The organism is Streptomyces sp. NPDC107562 (genome assembly GCF_055657325.1).
Genome location: NZ_JBVKBE010000002.1, coordinates 230714 through 250698 on the forward strand (window position 1 = coordinate 230714; position 19985 = coordinate 250698).

Below are 19985 nucleotides of genomic sequence, written 5' to 3' on the forward strand. Positions count from 1 at the left end.
CCGTCAGCTCCGGCCGGTCCCGGTCCGTCGGTCGCGCACCGCCAGACCTGCCGTACGTCCCGCCTCGCTCAGCACGTCCCTCAGCATCTTCGGGGTGAGACGGCCGGTGAAGGTGTTGCGCTGACTGACGTGGAAGCAGCCGAAGAGGTCCAGGGCGGACGGTCGGCCGGGGGGTGGGGCAGTGACGGCGGGGTCGTCGCTGCCCTCGGCCCGCGCGGCCAGCCTCACCCGTGCGCCGTGCCCGAAGACGGGCCTGGGTCGCGGAACCACCCAGCCCGCCGCCGCGAACGCCGGCAACGCCGCCTGCCACCCGAAGGCGCCGAGCACGACCACCGCCCGCAACGTCGGCCGCAGCAGGCCCAGTTCTTGGACCAGCCAGGGCCGGCAGGTGTCGCGTTCCCCGGGCGTGGGCTTGTTGGCGGGCGGCGCGCAGTGCACGGGCGAGGTGACGCGCACGCCGTACAGTTCGAGGCCGTCGTCGGCCGTCACCGACGTGGGCCGGGACGCGAGTCCCACGTCGTACAGCGCCTCGTACAGCACGTCCCCGGACCGGTCGCCGGTGAACATCCGGCCGGTGCGGTTGCCACCGTGTGCCGCCGGGGCGAGGCCCACGATCAGCAGCCGGGCGTCCGCCGGGCCGAAGCCCGGCACCGGGCGTCCCCAGTACGTCCAGTCCGCGAAGGCGGCGCGCTTGGTACGGGCCACCTCCTCACGCCAGGCGACCAGCCGAGGGCAGGCCCGACACCCCGCGATCCGCTCATCGAGGCCGGCGAGGCCGGCGGGGACGCTGCTCTCCATGCGTCCACCGTAGATCCGTGCCCCGGTGCCGTGTCGACCGCCTCGGTCGCCGCCCAGGGCCCGGGCCGGAGAAAAGCCCTCCAGCGCACCGGGCCAGGGGGGCTATGGTCGGGGGCATGGCTTCCGATCGCATGGACGAGGCGGGCAGCGGCGGGACCAGCCGGCACACGCCGAACGAGGCCCCGTCTCCGGCTCCGGCCCACGAACCTGCCCCTGGGACTTCCCGAACCCGAGAGGGCCAGGCCGCCGCGCGGACCCAGGCCTCCCTCGCGGAGCAGGCAGCCCCGGACGACCGAGCCGTCCCGGAGGATCAGGGCGCCGCAGGAGATCAGGGCGCTGCCGAGGCTCAGGGCGCCGACGACTCCCAGGCCGCCGCCGCGACCGCCGCGGCGATCGCCGCCGCACGGGCCGCCGGTCCGGCGAACGGCGAGAGCGTCCGCATCGACAGCTGGATCTGGTCCGTACGGCTGGTCAAGACCCGCTCCCAGGGCGCGGCGGCCTGCCGTGGCGGGCACGTGCGGCTGAACGGCGAGCGGGTCAAGCCCGCCCACGCGGTACGCGTCGGCGACGAGGTACGGCTCCGGCAGGAGGGCTGGGAGCGTGTCGTCGTCGTCAAGCGGCTGATCCGCAAGCGGGTCGGCCCCCCGGTCGCCGTCGAGTGCTATGTCGACAACAGCCCACCGCGTCCGCCCCGCGAGGTCCTCGCCCCCGCCGGTGTCCGAGACCGCGGCGCGGGCCGCCCGACCAAGCGCGACCGCCGCGAACTGGAGCGCCTGCGGGGCCTGGGCGGCCTCGGCGGCCCAGCGGTTCCAGGCGGGCCGGGCAGCCCGGGCGGGCTGGGTGGACCGGGCGGACCGGGAGGGCTGGGTGGACCGGGCGGACCGGGAGGGCTGGGTGGTTCTGGTGGCTTTGGCGGCGCCGGTGGCCGGGGAAAGCCGGGCGGCAAGGGCAGTCCCGGCGGTCGCGGCTCGGTCGGTCTGGGCGGAGGCCCTGGCGGACTCGGGGGACTGGGCGGCACGGGCGGGCTCGGAGGCGGTCCGGGCGGCGGCTCCGGCCGGCCGGGAGGTCGCGGCGGCCGTACCGGAGGGCGCTGACCTACGCCGTCGTCGGCCTCGTCACCCCCGTCGTCCGCGTCACTCCCGTCGCCGCAGCATCCGCAGCAAATCCGTGTTCTGTCCCCGCCGCGCCCAGGCGATCAGGGCGAGTGGCACCAGCAGGATCACCGGTGTCGCCGCGTTCTGCCCGTCGAACACCGTGAGCTGCGTGATGAACGCGCCCACCATCAGCGCGCCCAGCGAGATCGCCGCGACGGACTGAAGCGGCCGCACCAACAGGGCGACGGCACCGGCCAGTTCCAGGACGCCGATGGTGTACATCCCGGCGTCGCCCCAGCCCATGTCGGCGAAGGTCCCCGTGGCCGAGGAGTGCGCGATCAGCTTCGGCAGCGCGCTCGCGGCGGCGTAGAAGAGTGCGAGGACCACCTGGAGGGCCCGCAGGGCGATACGGGCCCGCCGCCCGCGAGCGGTCGCGGACTCGGCCACCACGACGGACGACGCAGAAGCTGACGCAGTGGGCGAGACGGACGCGGGGGACGTGACGGAGGCTACGGACGCGGTGGTCTCGGACATGGGGTTCTCCTGTGCGAAGCGGGGTGCGTTGCTGTCACAGGTCAGACCCACCGCGGGTCGGGAACTCATCGCCCTTCGGCCGGAATCCCGCTCACCACTTCGTCCGCTCCCCCGCTTCAGCCCCCTTGCGCCGCCACGGCCTTCACCCACACCCGATCCTCCGTCAGGTACGCCTCGACTCTCAGGCCCGCCTCCCCCAGCGCGGCCTCGAACTCCTCCTCGGTGAGCGGCCGGGCCCGGAACGTCTGCGTCCACGCCGCGTCCGGGAAGTCGTACTCCGCGTGCACCGAGTTCGTGCCGTCACCGAGCGGCACCGAGGACACGATCCGCACGGTGAAGCCACTCGGGTCGACCCGCTCACGCGGCACGTTCGTGTGGTAGTCCTCGCCCTCCCGCTGGATCAGCACGCAGCCGTCTTCCGCGAGATGCCGCACGCAGGCCCCCAGCAGACCACGCCGCACCTTCTCGTCCCCGGTGTGTACGAGGAACGACGCCAGCAGCACCGCGTCGAACCTCTCCCCCAGGTCCAGCTCCTCGATGGGGCCGCATATCGTGCGCGCCCCGCGAACGCGCTCCAGCATGTCCGGTGACTCGTCCACCGCCGTGACCGTGTAACCCCGCTCCAGCAGCGGGTGGGTCATCCGGCCGACCCCGCAGCCCAGCTCCAGGATGCGCGACCCTGCCGGCACCACACCGGCGACGACCTCCGCCTCGTCCCCCACCGGAAGCCGTGAGTAGAGCTCGACCGCACACCCGTCCGGCGTGATCGCCCCCGGTCCCGTCCCCTGATGTCCCGCTCGCATTTTCAGCTCCATGCCCGCCCAACGGCCCGCCTCCGCACAGCCGTTCCCACCCACCCGTAGTTCACCCGTTCGAGTGAGCGCAGCGGTCACACCGGTTACACCGGGCCGGGCCTCCTGCCCGGCAAGCCACACGCCTCGACACCCGCGCGCCTGGAGTACGGACGCACCGGAGAGTACGTTGCGAGTGAGGAGTGATGACCCCGATGCGAACGGGCAGTGAGCCGACGACCGCGCGCAGTGCGCTGCGGGCGCGGTTCTGGCTGAGCGTGTGGGGGCTGGCCTGGGCGATCTTCGGAACGGTCGCCTTCCTGCTGGTCGGCCGCCCGGGATGGGCCATCGCCTGCGGCGTGCTGTGGCTGGTGATCACCATCGATCTGGCGGTCATCGTCCGGCACATCCGCGAGGGGCCGCATTTCCAGCCAGGCCGGGACGTCCCGCCCTACCGACCGGTGGAGGGCCGCACGGTGCCACCCACAGACACCTCAGACACCTCAGGCATCAGAGGCACCAGAGGCACCAACAACACCGGAGACAACAGAGACAACGGAGACACCAAAGACGTCTGAGGCAACCCGGACGCCTCCGCCAGGCCGGCCCGACCTACCCGTCGAAGCGCGCGGCCTTCAGGTACTCCGGATTCGGATCGAGCGCGGCCGCCAGCCGGAAATGTCGCTTGGCCTGATCGGGCCGTCCCTGCCGCTCATAGGTTCGAGCGAGCGCGAAGTGCGCGAACGCGTTGTCCGGCTCGCGCTCCAGGACGATCGTGAACTCCAGCTCCGCGGGGCGCAGTTGCGCGGCGGCGAAGAACGCGCGCGCCCGCAGCAGCCGGGCCGCCGTGTTCTCGGGGTGGGCGGCGATCACGGGGTCGAGCAGCTTCACCGCGCCCCGCGGATCGCGCGCGGCGAGCAGCTGCTCGGCGGCGCGGTAGTCGATGACATGCGTCTCCGGCGAACGTCCGGTCGAACCGCTGGTCTCGGGCACGGCAGAGTCCTTCCCTTACTGCACCGATTCAACGCCCGCCCCCGTGACCACTATTCCCCGGGGCAGCCGTCGGTCACCCCTGAGAGGCGTGTGCCCGGCGGACCAGCTCCGCCCACACCTGCGTGACCCGCTCCCGCAGCTCCTCCAGCGGGACCTCGTTGTCGATCACGATGTCCGCGATCCGCAGGCGTTCCTCGCGGGTCGCCTGGGCGGCCATACGCGCGCGGGCGTCCTCCTCGGTCATGCCGCGCAGCCGTACGAGCCGGTCGAGCTGGGTCTCGGGTCCCGCGTCGACGACGATCACCAGGTCGTACAGCGACGCCAGGCCGTTCTCGGTGAGGAGCGGTACGTCGTGGACGACGACGGCGTCCTCGGCGGCCGCGGACTCCAGCTCACGGGACCGGGCTCCCACCAGCGGATGCACGATCGAGTTCAGGACGGCCAGCTTCTCCGGGTCGGAGAAGACGATCGAGCCGAGCTTCGGCCGGTCCAGTCCGCCTTCCGGTGCGAGCACCTCCTCGCCGAAGGCCTCCACCAGCGCCGCCAGACCGGGCGTGCCCGCCGCGACCACCTCGCGCGCGATGCGGTCCGCGTCGATCAGCACGGCTCCGCACTCCACGAGCAGCCGCGACACCTCGCTCTTGCCGGCGCCGATCCCGCCGGTCAGGCCCACCTTCAGCATGAGCGGAAGCTTAGGCCCTGCCGGTGCCGGTACACCCGGCCGGTGCGGATACGGCCAGCCGGTGCGGTGGCACCCACCGGCACCAAGGAACCTGCGGCAACGCCCCCGAAGCACCCCGCGGCAACGCCAACCGAAGTACCCCGCGGCAACGCCAACCGAGGCACCCTGCGTGGACGCCCCGCGGCACGGCCGCCGGCCGGCTCAGTTCTCCCCTTCACGCTCCGCCAGGAACCGCTCGAACTCCTGCCCGATCTCGTCGGCGGACGGGATCTCCACCGGCTCGGCGAGCATGTTGCCGCGACTCTCCGCCCCCGCGACCGCGTCGTACTGGTGCTCCAGCCCCCGTACGAGCGCGGTGAGTTCCTCGTCGCCCTCCTGGACCTGCCGGTCGATCTCCGTCTGGGTGCGGTGGGCTTCCGTGCGCAGCGCGTGCGCGATGCCGGGCAGCACCAGCCCCGTGGCGGCGGTGATGGCCTCCAGGACGGTCAGCGCCGCGTCCGGGTAGGCGGAGCGGGCGATGTAGTGCGGGACGTGCGCGGCGACGCCCAGGACGTCGTGCCCGGCCTGCATGAGGCGGTACTCGACGAGGGACTCGGCGCTGCCGGGCACCTGGGCCTCGTCGAAGGGGCTGGGGTAGCCCGGTACGAGGTCCGTGCGGTTGCCGTGCGGCGTGATGCCCACCGGGCGGGTGTGCGGGACGCCCATGGGGATGCCGTGGAAGTTCACGGCGAGGCGGACGCCGAGGCGTTCCGCGATCTGGTCCACGGCCGCCGCGAAGCGCTCCCACTCGACGTCCGGCTCGGGACCGGACAGCAGCAGGAAGGGCGCTCCGGTGGCGTCCTGGACGAGCCGGACGGCGAGCGTGGGCTCCTCGTAGTCGGTCCAACGGTCGCGCTTGAAGGTCAGCAGCGGGCGTCGGGCGCGGTAGTCCACGAGCCGGTCGTGGTCGAAACGGGCGACCACCTGGTGGGGCAAGGCGTCGAGGAGCCGGTCGACGATCTGGTCGCCGGTCTCGCCCGCGTCGATGTATCCGTCGAAGTGATAGAGCATGACAAGTCCGGCCGACTCCTGGGCGAGCGCCATGTCGACGACGGCCAGCCCCTTCGGCTCCCACGTGTACAAACCCTGCGGATCAAGCACAGTGACCGCTCCTCCTCGTGTCCGTTCTCGACAACGCCACCCACGGGACGGGCATTCCCGTCCGCCGCGCCAAGATCAGGGCAAGCCGTAGCCGGCGAACACATCGTCGAAGGAGCCGAGTTCGCGCCCTTGTAGACACCGAGGACCCAGCCCGGGCAACACCAAGGGCCCGTACCACGAAGGTACGGGCCCTTGGCTATCGGCTAAGCCTCAGCGGTGAGCGTTCAGCTCTGGCCGCCCGCCAGCTTCTCGCGCAGCGCGGCAAGCGCCTCGTCCGAGGCCAGCGCGCCGGAGTTGTCCGGGCCCTCGGAGGAGTAGGAACCGCCGGACGCGGCCGGAGCCGCACCCGCCGCGTCGCCGCCCTCGGCCGCCGCGGCGGCGTCGGCCTCGCGGGACTTGATGACCTGGGCCTGGTGCTGCTCGAAGCGCTGCTGCGCCTCGGCGTACTGGCCCTCCCACGCCTCGCGCTGGGTCTCGTAGCCCTCGAGCCAGTCGTTGGTCTCGGGGTCGAAGCCCTCGGGGTAGATGTAGTTGCCCTGGTCGTCGTACGACGCGGCCATGCCGTACAGGGTCGGGTCGAACTCGACCGAGGCCGGGTCGGCACCGAAGGACTCGTTGGCCTGCTTCAGCGAGAGGCTGATGCGACGACGCTCGAGGTCGATGTCGATGACCTTGACGAAGATCTCGTCGTTGACCTGGACGACCTGCTCCGGGATCTCCACGTGGCGCTCGGCCAGCTCGGAGATGTGCACCAGACCCTCGATGCCCTCGTCCACGCGGACGAACGCACCGAACGGAACCAGCTTCGTGACCTTGCCGGGCACGACCTGGCCGATCTGGTGGGTGCGGGCGAACTGCTGCCACGGGTCTTCCTGGGTCGCCTTCAGCGACAGGGAGACGCGCTCGCGGTCCATGTCGACGTCGAGGACCTCGACGGTGACCTCCTGGCCGACCTCGACAACCTCGGAGGGGTGGTCGATGTGCTTCCAGGACAGCTCGGAGACGTGGACCAGACCGTCGACGCCACCCAGGTCCACGAAGGCACCGAAGTTGACGATCGAGGAGACGACGCCGGAACGGACCTGACCCTTCTGGAGGGTCGTGAGGAACGTCTGGCGGACCTCGGACTGGGTCTGCTCCAGCCAGGCACGGCGGGACAGGACCACGTTGTTGCGGTTCTTGTCCAGCTCGATGATCTTGGCCTCGAGCTCCTTGCCCACGTAGGGCTGGAGGTCGCGGACACGGCGCATCTCGACCAGGGAGGCCGGGAGGAAGCCGCGGAGGCCGATGTCGAGGATGAGACCACCCTTGACGACCTCGATGACGGTACCGGTGACGATCCCGTCCTCTTCCTTGATCTTCTCGATGGTGCCCCAGGCACGCTCGTACTGGGCGCGCTTCTTCGAGAGGATCAGGCGGCCTTCCTTGTCCTCCTTCTGGAGGACGAGGGCCTCGATCTCGTCACCGACGGCGACGACCTCGTTGGGGTCGACGTCGTGCTTGATCGAGAGCTCGCGGCTCGGGATAACGCCTTCGGTCTTGTAACCGATGTCGAGCAGGACCTCGTCCCGGTCGACCTTCACGATGACGCCGTCGACGATGTCGCCGTCGTTGAAGTACTTGATCGTCTCGTCGATCGCGGCGAGGAAGGCTTCCTCGTTACCGATGTCGTTGACCGCTACCTGCGGGGTGGTGGCGGTGGTCTCGGTGCTGCTCGTCATGTGGGAAAGGGCTCCGGTACGGACATTGAAGTCGTAGGTACTGCTTACGCCGGGAGCCCGTTTCGCTCTGCAGAAGCCGGACAGCCAAGGAAGCGCCCCACCGGGAAAAGGTGGCAGCGCCTCGACAACCGAGGGGACATACAACAGATGCGAGCGCAGCCTGCTACGTCTGAGGTGCGCAGGCCCGCAGCGCAACTTGTAGCATACGGGGGCAGCCGGACAGGGTCAATGCGCGAAGGCGCACACCCGGGGCGGATCACCCCATAACCGGCACAAAACCTGTCGTCTGAGGCCACGCGGGCCGTGACGCGCCCCTCCCGCGCCACCCCCGGGACGGGTTGGACGGCACATTACGACGAGGGAGCCGATCATCCAAGAGCCGGAAGCGTTCGAGCCGGAAGCCACCCGGCGTACCGCGGATGTCACGGAGAGCGCCCGGGCCAACCGGGGCTGGTGGGACCGCAACGCGGACGAGTACCAGACCGAGCACGGCACGTTCCTCGGCGACGACCGTTTCGTATGGGGCCCCGAGGGCCTCGACGAGGTGGAGGCGGAACTGCTCGGCCCGTCGGAGGAGCTCAAGGGGAAGCACGTCCTGGAGATCGGCGCCGGCGCGGCCCAGTGCGCGCGCTGGCTGGCCGCGCAGGGTGCCCACCCGGTCGCCCTGGACATCTCCCACCGCCAGCTCCAGCATGCGTTGCGCATCGGCGGGGCGTTCCCCCTGGTGTGCGCCGACGCGGCCGCCCTCCCGTTCGCGGACGCCTCCTTCGACCTGGCGTGCTCGGCGTACGGGGCGCTGCCCTTCGTGGCGGACCCGCGGATGGTGCTCCGCGAGGTGCGGCGGACCCTGCGGCCGGGTGGCCGCCTGGTGTTCTCGGTGACCCATCCGATCCGCTGGGCGTTCCCGGACGAGCCCGGTCCCGAGGGGCTGAGCGTGTCGGGGTCGTACTTCGACCGCACGCCCTACGTGGAGCAGGACGAACAGGGCCGGGCGGTGTACGTCGAGCACCACAGGACGCTGGGCGACCGGGTCCGGGACGTCGTGGCGTCCGGGTTCCGGCTCGTGGACCTGGTGGAGCCGCAGTGGCCGGCCTGGAACACCTCCGAGTGGGGCGGCTGGTCGCCGCTGCGCGGGAACCTGATCCCCGGCACGGCGATCTTCGTGTGCGAACGGGACTGAGACCCGCCCCCCTGCCCCACGCACCTCCCGCGTGCCCCACGCACCCTCCCGCGCGCGGGAGGGTGCGCGCGGTCGTACGACACTGGGGCGCGTGATCCGTTACGACGCCCTGGACGCGCTGCCCGTACGTACCGCTCTCCCGCCCCTGCGCGAGGCCCTGGAGGGGCCGGGCACGGCCGTCCTCGTCGCGCCGCCGGGCACCGGGAAGACGACGCTGGTGCCGCTCGCGCTGGCGGGGCTGCTCGGCGCCGGGCCGGCCCGGCGGGTGGTCGTGGCCGAGCCGCGGCGGATCGCGGCCCGGGCGGCGGCGCGGCGGATGGCCTGGCTGCTGGGCGAGGAGGTCGGCGAGCGCGTCGGCTACACCGTGCGGGGGGAACGCGTCATCGGGCCGCACACGCGCGTGGAGGTCGTCACGACCGGTGTACTGCTGCAACGACTCCAGCGGGACCAGGAGCTCGGCGGCGTCGACGTGGTGATCCTCGACGAGTGCCACGAGCGGCATCTGGACGCGGACACGGTGGCGGCGTTCCTGTGGGACGTACGGGAGGCGCTGCGGCCGGAGCTGCGGCTGGTGGCCGCGTCGGCGACGACCGACGCGCAGGGCTGGGCCCGGCTGCTCGGCGGCGCCCCCGTGGTCGCGGCGGAGGGCGCCGCGTACCCGGTCGAGGTCGTGTGGGCGCCGCCCGCGCGCCCCGTACGGCCGCCGCACGGCATGCGGGTCGATCCGGCGCTGCTCGGCCATGTGGCGTCGGTGGTGCGGCGGGCGCTCGCCGAGCGGACGGGGGACGTGCTGTGTTTCCTGCCGGGTGTCGGGGAGATCGCGAGGGTCGCCGGGCAGCTCGGGGACCTGGGGGACGTCGAGGTGCTCCAGGTGCACGGGCGGGCGCCCGCTGCCGTGCAGGACGCGGTGCTGGCGGCGGGGGCGCGGCGCCGGGTGGTCCTGGCGACGGCGGTGGCCGAGTCGTCCCTGACGGTTCCCGGGGTCCGCGTGGTCGTCGACGCGGGGCTGGCGCGTGAGCCGCGGGTGGACCACGCGCGCGGGCTGAGCGCGCTGACGACGGTACGGGCCTCGCAGGCGGCCGGGCGGCAGCGGGCGGGGCGGGCCGGGCGCGAAGCGCCGGGGGCCGTGTACCGGTGCTGGGCGGAGGCCGAGGACGCCCGTCTGCCGCGCTTCCCGGCGCCGGAGATCCAGGTGGCCGATCTGACGGCGTTCGCGCTCCAGGCGGCCTGCTGGGGCGATCCGGAGGCGTCCGGGCTGGCGTTGCTGGACGCGCCGCCGGCCGGTGCCATGGCGGCCGCGCGGGAGGTGCTGCGCGCGGTGGGGGCCGTCGACTCCGGCGGCCGGGCGACGGAACGGGGGCTGCGGCTGACCCGGCTGGGGCTGCACCCGCGGCTCGGGCGGGCCTTGCTCGACGCGGCCGCGGAGGTCGGGGCCGAGCGGTCCGCCGAGGTCGTCGCCCTGCTCAGTGAGGAACCCCCTCGGGAGTACGGGGACGATCTGGCCACGGCCCTGCGGACCGCGCGGCGTGGCGGTGACGCCTATGCCGGCCGGTGGCGTGCCGAGGTCCGCAGGCTGCGCGGACTTCTCGGCGAGTCCGCCGGACCGCCCGCCCGTCGCCCCCGGCCGGCGGACGGGGACGTCGACGCGGTGGCCGCCGGGGTCGTCGCCGCCCTCGCCTTCCCCGAGCGGGTCGCCAGGGCGGAGGGCGGGTCGTATCTCATGGTCTCGGGGACCCGGGCCGAGGTCGGGGAGGCCTCACCGCTGCGGGGCGCGTCCTGGCTCGCGGTCGCGGTGGCCGACCGGCCCCTGGGCAGGGGGCTCGCGCGCGTGCGGCTCGCCGCCGAGGTGGACGAGGGGATCGCCGGCTCGGCCGCGGGGGCGCTGCGCACCGAGGCGCAGGAGGTCCACTGGGCCGACGGCGATGTCGTCGCGCGGCGGGTCGAGCGGCTCGGGGCGGTGGAGCTGGCGGTGCGTCCGCTGTCCGAGGCGGCTCCCGGCCTCGTACGGGACGCGCTGGTGGAGGGGTTGCGGCGGGAGGGGTTCGGGCTGCTGCGGTGGTCCCCGGACGCGGAGGTGCTGCGGCTGCGGCTGCGCTTTGTGCGGACGCACCTCGGGGAACCGTGGCCGGACGTGTCGGACGAGGCGCTGCATGCGCGCGTGCAGGAGTGGCTCGAGCCTGAGCTGAGCCGGGCGCGGCGGCGGGGTGATCTCGCCAGGATCGACGCCGGGGAGGCACTCGCCCGGTTGCTGCCCTGGGCCGGTGGGGAGGCGGCGCGGCTCGACGAACTCGCCCCCGAGCGGATCACCGTGCCGAGCGGGTCCAGGATCCGGGTGGACTACGGGGATCCGGAACGGCCCGTCCTGGCCGTGAAGTTGCAGGAGATGTTCGGGGCGCAGCGCTCGCCCGTCCTCGCGGGTGTCCCCGTGACGGTGCACCTGCTCTCCCCCGCCGGCCGTCCGGCCGCCGTCACCGCCGACCTGGCCTCCTTCTGGCGGGACGGCTACAAGGGCGTACGGGCGGAGCTGCGTGGCCGATACCCCAAGCACCCGTGGCCCGAGGACCCGGCCACGGCCGAGCCGACCCGGCACACCAACGCGCGGCTCAGGCGGTGACCGGTTCCGGTTCCGTCGTCCGTCCGGGGGCGGGGCCGTCGGGGCGGCGGGCACGGGCCTCCAGGTAAAGGGAGAGGGCGAGCAGCAGGACGCCGACCGTCAGGAAGCCCCAGGGCAGGTACGAGGTCAGCAGCAGGACGAGGGTGCGCTGGGAGTCGACCAGGTCCACCGTGTGGTCGATGTAGTCCTCGCGCATCTTCACGTGGCCGGCGAACGCCGTCACCCTGTCGCGGTCGCCGAGCAGGGTGCCGCCGCGGAGTTCCTCCTTGTGGATCTCCTCGCCGTAGACGGGGGCGCCGGTCAGTGGCTCCACCCAGAACCTGCGCACCGTGGTGTACCAGCGCGTCGTGCCCGTCGCGGCGACGGACTCGGGGGTGATGCCCGCCACGGGCATGACCTTGGGGAACGGGACCTTCGTCCACGGGATCGTCTGCTCGAAGTAGTAGACCTCGACGCCGCGGAACGTCCGGGTGTCCTTGTAGTGGATGGGTGCGGTGACCCGTGCCTGCGCGTCGAAGTACTCGTAGTTCCGTTTCTCCGTCAGGAACGGCCACTTGAACTCGATGCCCTCCCGCCGGACGGGGTCGCCGTCGACCGTCTCCCCGGTGGCGTGGACGGGTTCCTGGGTGTGGGCGTCGAAGATGTACCGCTCGGGGATCCGGGAGACCATCTCGCCGTCGGGGCCCTGGACATAGGACAGGCCGTCCCAGACGACGACGTCACGTCCCGCCGTCCGTTCGATCCGCTCGGAGGCCTCCACGTTGCCCTTGAGGGTCTGCACGATGGTCACCTTGGGCACCTTGCGGGCCCGCATGGTGCCGTAGTCGAGGAGGGTGGCGTCCTTCGCCTCCAGGACCATCTCCTGGTACTGGTTCGGCGGGATCTTGGCCAGGCGCGGGAAGGCGTACCAGCGCAGCAGGGGGGAGAGCGCCGCGAAGAACACGGCGAGGGCGAGCAGTAGGAGGCTGGTCCTGCGGCGCATCTCGGTCTCCCTCCGCCGGGGTCACGGGTGTGCGGGCACCGTCGTCAGCAGCGGTTTCGGGGAGGTCCCGCCCGTCGGCGCGCCCATGGCCGTGATCGTGAGCACCAGGGCGACGGCGACGGCGAGACCGGTCGCGGCGGCGATCAGGGCGCGCATGCGTGCCTCCGGACGAGCTGGAGCTGATAGTTCGTCAGATCCGGCACCGTAGCAACGAGCGGGCGAGAAGAGAACACGTCGCACACGCCGGCGGCGCCCCGCCCTTACGGGAGGGGCGCCGCCGTCGGGTGCGTGCGGAGCGGGGAGCTAGGCGCTCGGGGACGCCGACTCGCCGGGGCTCGCGGACGGGCTGGGCGCGGGCGTCTCGGCCGCCTTCACGTCGAGCAGGACGTTCAGCGTCGCGCCGCCCTCGGTGGTGAGGCGGAGCATGTACGAGCCAGCGTTGTCGTCCGCGTACAGCTTGGGCAGCTTCAGCAGGCCGTTCGCGTCCGTCTTCAGGGCCGTGAGGGTGCGCACGGGATTGCCCTCGGCGTCCTTGAAGTACGGGCCCTTGTCGTTCTCGGTCGGGTCGAGCACCGACTTGATGAGGGTGGCCGTGACGGCCACGCCGTCCGCCGCGGCGCCCTGGTACGTCGCCTTCACCTCGACCTGGTCGGCGAACTCGCCGCCCACCGGGCAGGTCAGCGGGGCGTCACCGGTGCGCGCGAGGGCGTCCGCGGCACGGGCCGTGACGGTCGCGGTGTAGTCGACGCCGGGGACGGACCGGCCGACGACCGTGGTCCGCACGGTGAACGAGCCGGTCTTCTCGCCGGCCTTCAGGGCCGGCGCGACGGCGACACCCGCGGTGCCCGTGACCACCGTGGCGACCTTCTCACCGCCGGTGAAGGTGGCGTCGGTGTCGCCGACGATCGTGAAGCGGACCCGCACCTTGGCGACGCCCTTGCCCACCTTGCTCTCGGCGCGGGTGCTGACCCGCTCGGCGAACGCGTCCCCCGCCATCGCCGTGAGCTGCGCGGTGCCCCCGTCCTCCAGGTGGTGCACCGTGTCGGTGGCGGTCGGCGGGGTCACCGGCGGCTTGGGCTCCGGCGGCGTGGAGGGCTCGCCCGACGGCGGCCTGGACGACGGCGGCTTGGGCGACGGGCTGTGCGAGCCGGTCCCGGGGTGGCGCGGCGGCGTGGGCGACGGGCTCGCCCCCGGTACGTCGCTGCGGTTCCCGGGCAGGGGGCCGGTGCCGTCGGGGATCTCGTGCGTGCCCTTGCGGTAGAACTCCAGCCAGGACAGGACGGTGTTCAGGTAGTCCGTGGAGTTGTTGTAGCTGAGGATCGCGCGGCGCAGGTCGTCGTCGGTGGAGAGGTCCCAGCCGAAACGGCACAGGTAGTGACCGGCGGCGAGGGCGGCGTCGTAGATGTTGTTCGGGTTCGCGGTCCCGTCGCCGTTGCCGTCGCGGCCCGCCCAGGCCCATGTGGTGGGGATGAACTGCATCGGGCCCACGGCCCGGTCGTACGTGTGGTCGCCGTCGAACGCGCCGTTGTCGGTGTCGCTGATGTGCGCGAAGCCCTCGCCGTTCAGCGCGGGGCCGAGGATCGGGGTGATCGTGTTGCCGGCGGCGTCGACGTTGCCGCCGCCCGCCTGGCCCGACTCGACCTTGCCGATCGCGGCGAGGAGTTCCCAGGGCAGGTTGCAGCCGGGCTTGGATTCGCCCAGGGCGGCCTCCGCCTTCCTGTAGGCGTCGAGGACGGTCGCGGGGATGCCCGCGGCGGCGTCACCCGTGACGGCCGGGTCGGCGGTGGGGCCGACGGTGGGCGCGGGACTCGGGCTCTGCAGCGGCGGCAGGTCCGTGTAGTACGGCGAGTTGCCGGTCGCGCTGTCGTCCGTGGGCGTGTCCGGCGAGGGCTGGGTGCCGGTGGTGCTCTGTCTGCCGGCGTCGTCGGTCTCGACCCCCGGGGCCTGGGAGGCGACCAGTGCCGCCGCCACAGCCGCCGCGACGGCGGTGTTCGCCGCGCCCTTGCGAAGCCTCCTGCCGAAATGCGCCGCCATGAAGTGAACCCCTCCCGTGGGCGTCCGAGTCGCCCGCATATGCCCTGTTGCCACCGCTCCGTCGACGCCGCACTCCCCGTACGTCAACCCGTGCGACCCTACGGCAACTTCGTTCGCGCGGTCACCCGTTCCCGCCTGCTCTTCACCGCTTGGCCATACGGCGTTGGGGCCTCGGCCCCCGCACCGGGACGACGCGCGCTCACGGATACTGGGACGTCAACGCACGTCGTGGGGAGCACCCTTGCCGTTCACCCTCAGTCATGCGGCAGCCGTGCTGCCCGTCGTCCGCCCGGACGGAACCGGCCGTGGCGCACTGGTGCCGGCCGTACTCGTCGCCGGGTCCTTCGCGCCCGACATGACCTATTACCTGGCGAGTGTGCTGTCCGGCGCGATGGAGTTCGGCGCGGTGACCCACTCCTTCGCGGGGGTGTTCACGGTCGACGTGCTCATCACCTGGGCGCTGGTGTGGCTCTGGCTGCTGGTGCGTGAACCCCTGGTGGCGCTGCTGCCGAGCCGGCGGCGGCGCCGGGTGGCCGCGCTCGTGCGCTGCGGGGCGCCGCGCGGGCGCGTACGGCCCGCTCTGGTGGCGTGGTGGTACGTGTCCGCCGTGCTCGGCGGGCTCACGCACGTCGTCTGGGACGCGTTCACGCATCCCGGCCGGTGGGGGATGCGGCTGTTTCCCGTGCTGGGCGAGGAGATCGCGGGCGCCCCGCTGTACTGGTACCTCCAGTACGGCGGTTCCGCGGTGGCCGCCGTCGTGATCGCCGTGTTCGTGGCGGTGGCGCTGCGGCGGACGCCCGCGGCCGAGCCGGTGGGTGTTCCCGTGCTGCCGGTCCGGGACCGGTGGCTCGCCGCGCTGGTGATCGGCGGCTGCGCACTGCTCGCGGCGGCCCATCGGGCGGCGCGGTGGTGGGCGTACTGGGGGTCCTCGGCCAAGCCCTGGGAGCTGATCCCGACGCTGTGTTTCGGCGCCGGGGCGGGGCTGGCGCTCGCGGTACCCGCGTACGCGGTGGCCGTGCGGCTGTGGCGGCCGGCCCGCGCCGCTAGCGGTTCGGGAGGCGGCGGCAGGGAGCGGGACCGGAGCCGTCAGGGGGCTTGATCACTCCGGCGGCGGTGGGGAGTGGCGCGACGAACACGGTGAACGTGCGGGGCGGGCGCGGGGCGCGGGGCAGCAGCGTGAGGCAGAGGGCCAGGTAGTTGCGGGCCAGCTCGGCCCACAGGCGCCACGCGGCGGTGTCGCAGGGCCGGAAGGCGGCGGTCTTCCGTCTCTCCCAGTCGACGGCGGCGCGGCGGCGGAGATCCCCCGCGGCATGACACAGGGCCCTCACCGGGCCCAGAGGGATGCGGGCGGTGCTCGCGCCGGGCGCGTGCGGTTGGGGCGCGGGCGGGGGCTGAGCCGGGGCCGTCCGGCGGCTGAGCATGCGTATACCCATGGCGGCATCTTGACGGGCGCGAGCACCGCGGGGCTTTTCCGCGGGGGCCACGCGGGTGAAGGCCTCTCCGAGGAGGGTGCGAGGAACGGGGGTCCCGGGCGGGGCCCGACCGGGGCGGCCGGGAGCCGTCACCGGACGACCGGGGCGGGGTCTGGGACGGGGCCCCACATGGGCGGCCCGACGCCGCCGCCGGACGACCCAAGCGGGCGTCCGGGGCGGGGCCCCACACGGTCGGGCCGACGCCGCCGCCGGACGCCCCGGGCGGCGGTCTGGGCTGGGGCCCCACAGGGGCGGCTCGACGCCGCCGCCGGACGACCCGGGCGGGCGTCCGGGGCGGGGCCCCACACGCTGCTGGAACCGGCGACGACCGTCCGGGCGGGGTTCGGGGCGAGACCGCCGCGCAGGCGGCCGCAAGCCGCCGCCGGACAACCCACCGGGCGGGGGCCCCGCACAGGCGACCGGAGCCGCCGCCGGACAACCCACCGAGCGGGGACCCGGCAGGGCCCCGGGCTGACGGGAGCCGCCGCCGGACGACCCCGGCGGGGTCCCGGCAGGCCCCGCACAGGCAGCCGCAAGCCGCCGGACGGACAACCCCACCGGGCAGGGGTACGGGGCCCCGCACAGGCGAATCGGAGCCGCCGCCGCACAACTCACCGAGCGGGGATCCACGGCAGGGCATCGCAGGGGCGGACGGGAGCCGCCGCCGGACGGACAACCCACAGGGCAGGGGTCCGGGGCCCCGCACAGGCAGCCGCAAGCCGCCCCGGACGGCCCTCGCGTGCCGGGGTTTCCCCCGTCAGGGCCCCGCAAGGATGGCCGCGAGCCGCCGCCGGACGGCCGTCGCGTACCGGGATGCCCCCCGTCAGGGGCCATCCACCGACGGCGCACCGCACGCCGTGCGCGGAGGGACCTCGCCGGAAGCCCACCGCGCCGACGGCATGCGGCGGGGGCTGAGCCGGGACCGTCCGGCGGCGGCGCGGCCCCGTGCCGCCGCGCGCCAGGGCCGGACCGGGCCCACGCGTCGGCGCCGCGGTGTCCGCCGCACCCGGTGGCGACCCAGCCACGGGCAGCCGCAGGACGCGAACGAGGCCTCCGGCAGAGGCGCCGGAGGCATCGGGCGGGACGTCGGGCCGCTAGTGCGCCGCCGACTCCCAGTCGGGTCCCACGCCGACCGAGACGTCCAGCGGTGCCCGGAGCTCCACCGCGCCCGCCATCTCGCGGCGGACCAGCGCCTCCGCCGCCTCGCGCTCGCCGGGGGCGATCTCCAGGACGACTTCGTCGTGCACCTGGAGGAGCAGACGGGACCGGAGCCCGGACTCGCGCAGCGCGTCGTCGACCTTGAGCATCGCGATCTTGACGATGTCGGCCGCCGTGCCCTGGATGGGCGCGTTGAGGGCCATCCGCTCGGCCGCCTCGCGCCGCTGGCGGTTGTCGCTGTTGAGGTCCGGCAGATAGCGCCGGCGCCCGAACAGCGTCGCCGTGTACCCCGTCGCCCGTGCCTCGTCGACGGCGCGGCGCAGATAGTCCCGCACGCCGCCGAACCGCTCGAAGTACGCGTCCATCAGGGCGCGGGCCTCCGCCGCCTCGATGTTCAGCTGCTGGGAGAGGCCGAAGGCCGACAGCCCGTACGCCAGGCCGTACGACATCGCCTTGATCTTGCGGCGCATCTCCGCGTCCACGGCCGTCGCCTCGACCGCGAACACCTGCGAGGCCGCCGTGGTGTGCAGGTCCTCCCCGGACGTGAAGGCCTCGATCAGGCCGGCGTCCTCGGACAGGTGGGCCATGACACGCAGCTCGATCTGGCTGTAGTCGGCCGTCATCAGCGACTCATACCCCTCGCCGACGACGAAGCCGCGGCGGATGGCCCGGCCCTCGTCCGTGCGGACCGGGATGTTCTGCAGGTTGGGGTCGGTCGACGACAGCCGGCCCGTCGCGGCGACCGTCTGGTTGAAGGTGGTGTGGATCCGGCCGTCACCCGCGACGGTCTTGATCAGGCCCTCGACCGTGACCCGCAGCTTCGCCTGCTCACGGTGCCGGAGCATGATCACCGGCAGTTCGTTGTCGGTCTGCGTCGCGAGCCAGGCCAGGGCGTCGGCGTCGGTGGTGAAGCCGGTCTTGGTCTTCTTCGTCTTCGGGAGCGCCAGCTCACCGAAGAGGACCTCCTGGAGCTGCTTGGGCGAGCCGAGGTTGAACTCGTGCCCGGCCGCCGCGTGCGCCTCCTTCACGGCCTGCTGCACCGCACCGGCGAACATCTGCTCCATGGCCTCCAGGTGGGCGCGGTCGGCCGCGATGCCGTGGCGCTCCATCCGGGCCAGCAGGGCGGAGGTCGGCAACTCCATGTCGCGCAGCAGGTCCGCCGCCCCGACCTCGGCCAGCCGGCCCTCGAAGGCCTCGCCCAGGTCGAGGACGGCACGGGCCTGGATCATCAGCGCCTCGGCCTCGGCACCGTCGTCCGCGCCGAAGGCGAGCTGTCCGTCGGCCGCGGCGGCGGGGGCCAGCTCCCGGTGCAGGTACTCCAGCGACAGCGCGTCCAGGTCGAAGGAGCGGCGTCCCGGCTTGACCAGGTAGGCGGCGAGCGCGGTGTCCATGGCGACGCCCTCGATGGTCCAGCCGTGCTCGGCGAAGACCCGCATGGCGCCCTTGGCGTTGTGGAAGACCTTGGGCCGGCCGGCGTCGACCAGCCAGGCCGCGAACGCCTTCTCGTCGGCCTCGTCCAGCTCGGCCGGGTCGAACCAGGCGGCCGCTCCCCCGGGCGCGGCGAGCGCCACCTCGGCGACCGAGCCCGCGCCCAGGGCCCAGGTGTCGACGGTCGCGACGCCGAGCGCGCCCGTGCCGTGCTCGGTGAGCCACGGCGTCAGCTCGCCCGTGCCCAGCACCGTGCCGTCCACCTCCACGCCCTCGGTGACGACCGGCGTCGTCTCGGCCTCCTCGGCGCCCGGGTCGACGCCGAAGAGCCGCTCGCGCAGCGAGGGGTTCCTGATCTCCAGGGTGTCCAGCACCATGGCGACGCTCTTGCGGTCGTAGGGCGCGCGCGCGAGGTCCGTGACCGTCCTCGGCAGCTCCACCTGCCGCTCCAGCTCGGTGAGCCGGCGGTTCAGCTTCACCGCCTCCAGGTGGTCGCGCAGGTTCTGCCCGGCCTTGCCCTTGACCTCGTCGACGCGCTCGACCAGTTCCGCGAAGGAACCGAACTGGTTGATCCACTTCGCGGCCGTCTTCTCACCGACGCCGGGGATGCCGGGCAGGTTGTCCGACGGGTCACCGCGCAGCGCCGCGAAGTCGGGGTACTGGGCGGGCGTCAATCCGTACTTCTCGAAGACCTTCTCCGGGGTGAACCGGGTCAGCTCCGAGACGCCCTTCGTCGGGTAGAGCACCGTCGTGTGCTCGGAGACGAGCTGGAAGGAGTCGCGGTCGCCGGTGACGATCAGCACCTCGAAGCCCTCGGCCTCGGCCTGCGTGGCGAGCGTGGCGATCACGTCGTCCGCCTCGTACCCGTCGATCGCGAAGCGCGGGGCGTGCATCGCGTCCAGCAGCTCGCCGATGAGCTCGACCTGGCCCTTGAACTCGTCCGGGGTCTTGGAGCGGTTCGCCTTGTACTCGGTGAACTCCTCGGAGCGCCAGGTCTTGCGGGAGACGTCGAAGGCCACCGCGAAGTGCGTGGGCGCCTCGTCGCGCAGCGTGTTGGCCAGCATCGACGCGAAGCCGTAGATCGCGTTCGTCGGCTGACCCGTCGCGGTCGTGAAGTTCTCCGCGGGCAGCGCGAAGAACGCGCGGTACGCCAGCGAGTGCCCGTCCATGAGCATCAGGCGCGGGCGGCTGTCGCCGGGGGTGCTGTCGGTCTTCTTCGATGCTGTCTCTGCCACGTCCCCGATCCTGCCACGCCCCACCGACAGTCGGACCCGGCCTCCCGCCACGCACCGACGGTCGGCTCCGGCCTCCCGCCGTGCACCGGAACGCGAGGACGGGACCCGCCACGCACCGGCGACGGTGAT

Annotated in this window: 15 protein-coding genes and 2 pseudogenes; 5 read left to right on the forward strand and 12 right to left on the reverse strand. The window is 73.3% G+C overall.

Features of this window, described 5'->3' with window-relative positions; genetic code table 11:
* Positions 1-3: 3 nt before the first annotated feature.
* Positions 4-798 carry a uracil-DNA glycosylase gene (locus ACZ7LV_RS06875; protein ID WP_471936529.1) on the reverse strand — a complete coding sequence of 265 codons (795 nt, stop codon included), beginning with the start codon at positions 796-798 and terminating at the stop codon, positions 4-6.
* Positions 799-1190: 392 nt separating this feature from the next.
* Here ACZ7LV_RS06875 and ACZ7LV_RS06880 point away from each other — a divergent pair.
* Positions 1191-1766 (forward strand): annotated as a pseudogene (locus ACZ7LV_RS06880) (RNA-binding S4 domain-containing protein); the annotation flags it as partial.
* 165 nt (positions 1767-1931) lie between these two features.
* Here the strand turns inward: ACZ7LV_RS06880 and ACZ7LV_RS06885 are convergent.
* Together ACZ7LV_RS06885 and ACZ7LV_RS06890 are read right to left on the reverse strand one after the other, a co-directional pair.
* Positions 1932-2426: a DoxX family protein gene (locus ACZ7LV_RS06885; RefSeq protein ID WP_471936531.1), complete on the reverse strand. Its 495-nt coding sequence runs from the start codon at positions 2424-2426 to the stop codon at positions 1932-1934.
* Positions 2427-2542: 116 nt separating this feature from the next.
* Positions 2543-3241 (reverse strand): class I SAM-dependent methyltransferase, encoded by a 699-nt coding sequence (locus ACZ7LV_RS06890; protein ID WP_471936533.1) that lies wholly within the window; start codon positions 3239-3241, stop codon positions 2543-2545.
* 182 nt (positions 3242-3423) lie between these two features.
* On the opposite strand from ACZ7LV_RS06890, the pseudogene ACZ7LV_RS06895 reads away from it, so the two are divergent.
* Positions 3424-3690 (forward strand): annotated as a pseudogene (locus tag ACZ7LV_RS06895) (DUF6343 family protein); the annotation flags it as partial.
* Between the two features lie 139 nt (positions 3691-3829).
* Here ACZ7LV_RS06895 and ACZ7LV_RS06900 read toward each other — a convergent pair.
* The 4 genes from ACZ7LV_RS06900 to rpsA form a co-directional block, all read right to left on the reverse strand.
* On the reverse strand, positions 3830-4210 hold the full coding sequence (locus ACZ7LV_RS06900; protein ID WP_401676245.1) for a tetratricopeptide repeat protein: 381 nt from the start codon (positions 4208-4210) through the stop codon (positions 3830-3832).
* Between the two features lie 73 nt (positions 4211-4283).
* Complete coding sequence (gene coaE, locus ACZ7LV_RS06905) at positions 4284-4892, reverse strand: dephospho-CoA kinase (protein WP_471936535.1); 609 nt, start codon at positions 4890-4892, stop codon at positions 4284-4286.
* Between the two features lie 201 nt (positions 4893-5093).
* Positions 5094-6032, reverse strand: a complete 939-nt coding sequence (locus ACZ7LV_RS06910; RefSeq protein ID WP_471936537.1) for a PAC2 family protein — start codon at positions 6030-6032, stop codon at positions 5094-5096.
* Between the two features lie 224 nt (positions 6033-6256).
* Complete coding sequence (gene rpsA, locus ACZ7LV_RS06915; protein ID WP_471936539.1) at positions 6257-7753, reverse strand: 30S ribosomal protein S1; 1497 nt, start codon at positions 7751-7753, stop codon at positions 6257-6259.
* Positions 7754-8123: 370 nt separating this feature from the next.
* Here rpsA and ACZ7LV_RS06920 point away from each other — a divergent pair, with 370 nt between their 5' ends.
* Together ACZ7LV_RS06920 and hrpB are read left to right on the forward strand one after the other, a co-directional pair.
* Entirely contained in the window at positions 8124-8933 is an 810-nt protein-coding gene (locus ACZ7LV_RS06920) for a class I SAM-dependent methyltransferase (protein WP_471937772.1), read from the forward strand.
* 91 nt (positions 8934-9024) lie between these two features.
* The gene (hrpB, locus tag ACZ7LV_RS06925; RefSeq protein ID WP_471936541.1) at positions 9025-11547 is read left to right on the forward strand and encodes an ATP-dependent helicase HrpB; all 2523 of its coding nucleotides are present in this window, start codon (positions 9025-9027) and stop codon (positions 11545-11547) included.
* On the opposite strand, the gene pgfA is transcribed toward hrpB, so the two are convergent.
* The 3 genes from pgfA to ACZ7LV_RS06940 form a co-directional block, all read right to left on the reverse strand.
* Complete coding sequence (gene pgfA, locus ACZ7LV_RS06930) at positions 11537-12529, reverse strand: cell envelope lipid trafficking protein PgfA (RefSeq protein WP_471936543.1); 993 nt, start codon at positions 12527-12529, stop codon at positions 11537-11539. The two genes, hrpB and pgfA, sit on opposite strands and share 11 nt — an antisense overlap.
* Positions 12530-12550: 21 nt before the next feature.
* The gene (locus ACZ7LV_RS06935; RefSeq protein WP_401676259.1) at positions 12551-12685 is read right to left on the reverse strand and encodes an SPW_0924 family protein; all 135 of its coding nucleotides are present in this window, start codon (positions 12683-12685) and stop codon (positions 12551-12553) included.
* 147 nt (positions 12686-12832) lie between these two features.
* Entirely contained in the window at positions 12833-14563 is a 1731-nt protein-coding gene (locus tag ACZ7LV_RS06940; protein WP_471936545.1) for a lytic transglycosylase domain-containing protein, read from the reverse strand.
* Positions 14564-14804: 241 nt separating this feature from the next.
* Here ACZ7LV_RS06940 and ACZ7LV_RS06945 point away from each other — a divergent pair, with 241 nt between their 5' ends.
* Positions 14805-15662, forward strand: a complete 858-nt coding sequence (locus ACZ7LV_RS06945; RefSeq protein WP_471936547.1) for a DUF4184 family protein — start codon at positions 14805-14807, stop codon at positions 15660-15662.
* Here the strand turns inward: ACZ7LV_RS06945 and ACZ7LV_RS06950 are convergent.
* Both ACZ7LV_RS06950 and polA read right to left on the reverse strand, forming a co-directional pair.
* Positions 15607-15996 (reverse strand): hypothetical protein, encoded by a 390-nt coding sequence (locus ACZ7LV_RS06950; RefSeq protein WP_471936550.1) that lies wholly within the window; start codon positions 15994-15996, stop codon positions 15607-15609. The two genes, ACZ7LV_RS06945 and ACZ7LV_RS06950, sit on opposite strands and share 56 nt — an antisense overlap.
* Before the next feature lie 1133 nt (positions 15997-17129).
* Positions 17130-19856 (reverse strand): DNA polymerase I, encoded by a 2727-nt coding sequence (gene polA, locus ACZ7LV_RS06955; RefSeq protein ID WP_471936554.1) that lies wholly within the window; start codon positions 19854-19856, stop codon positions 17130-17132.
* Positions 19857-19985 lie beyond the last annotated feature (129 nt).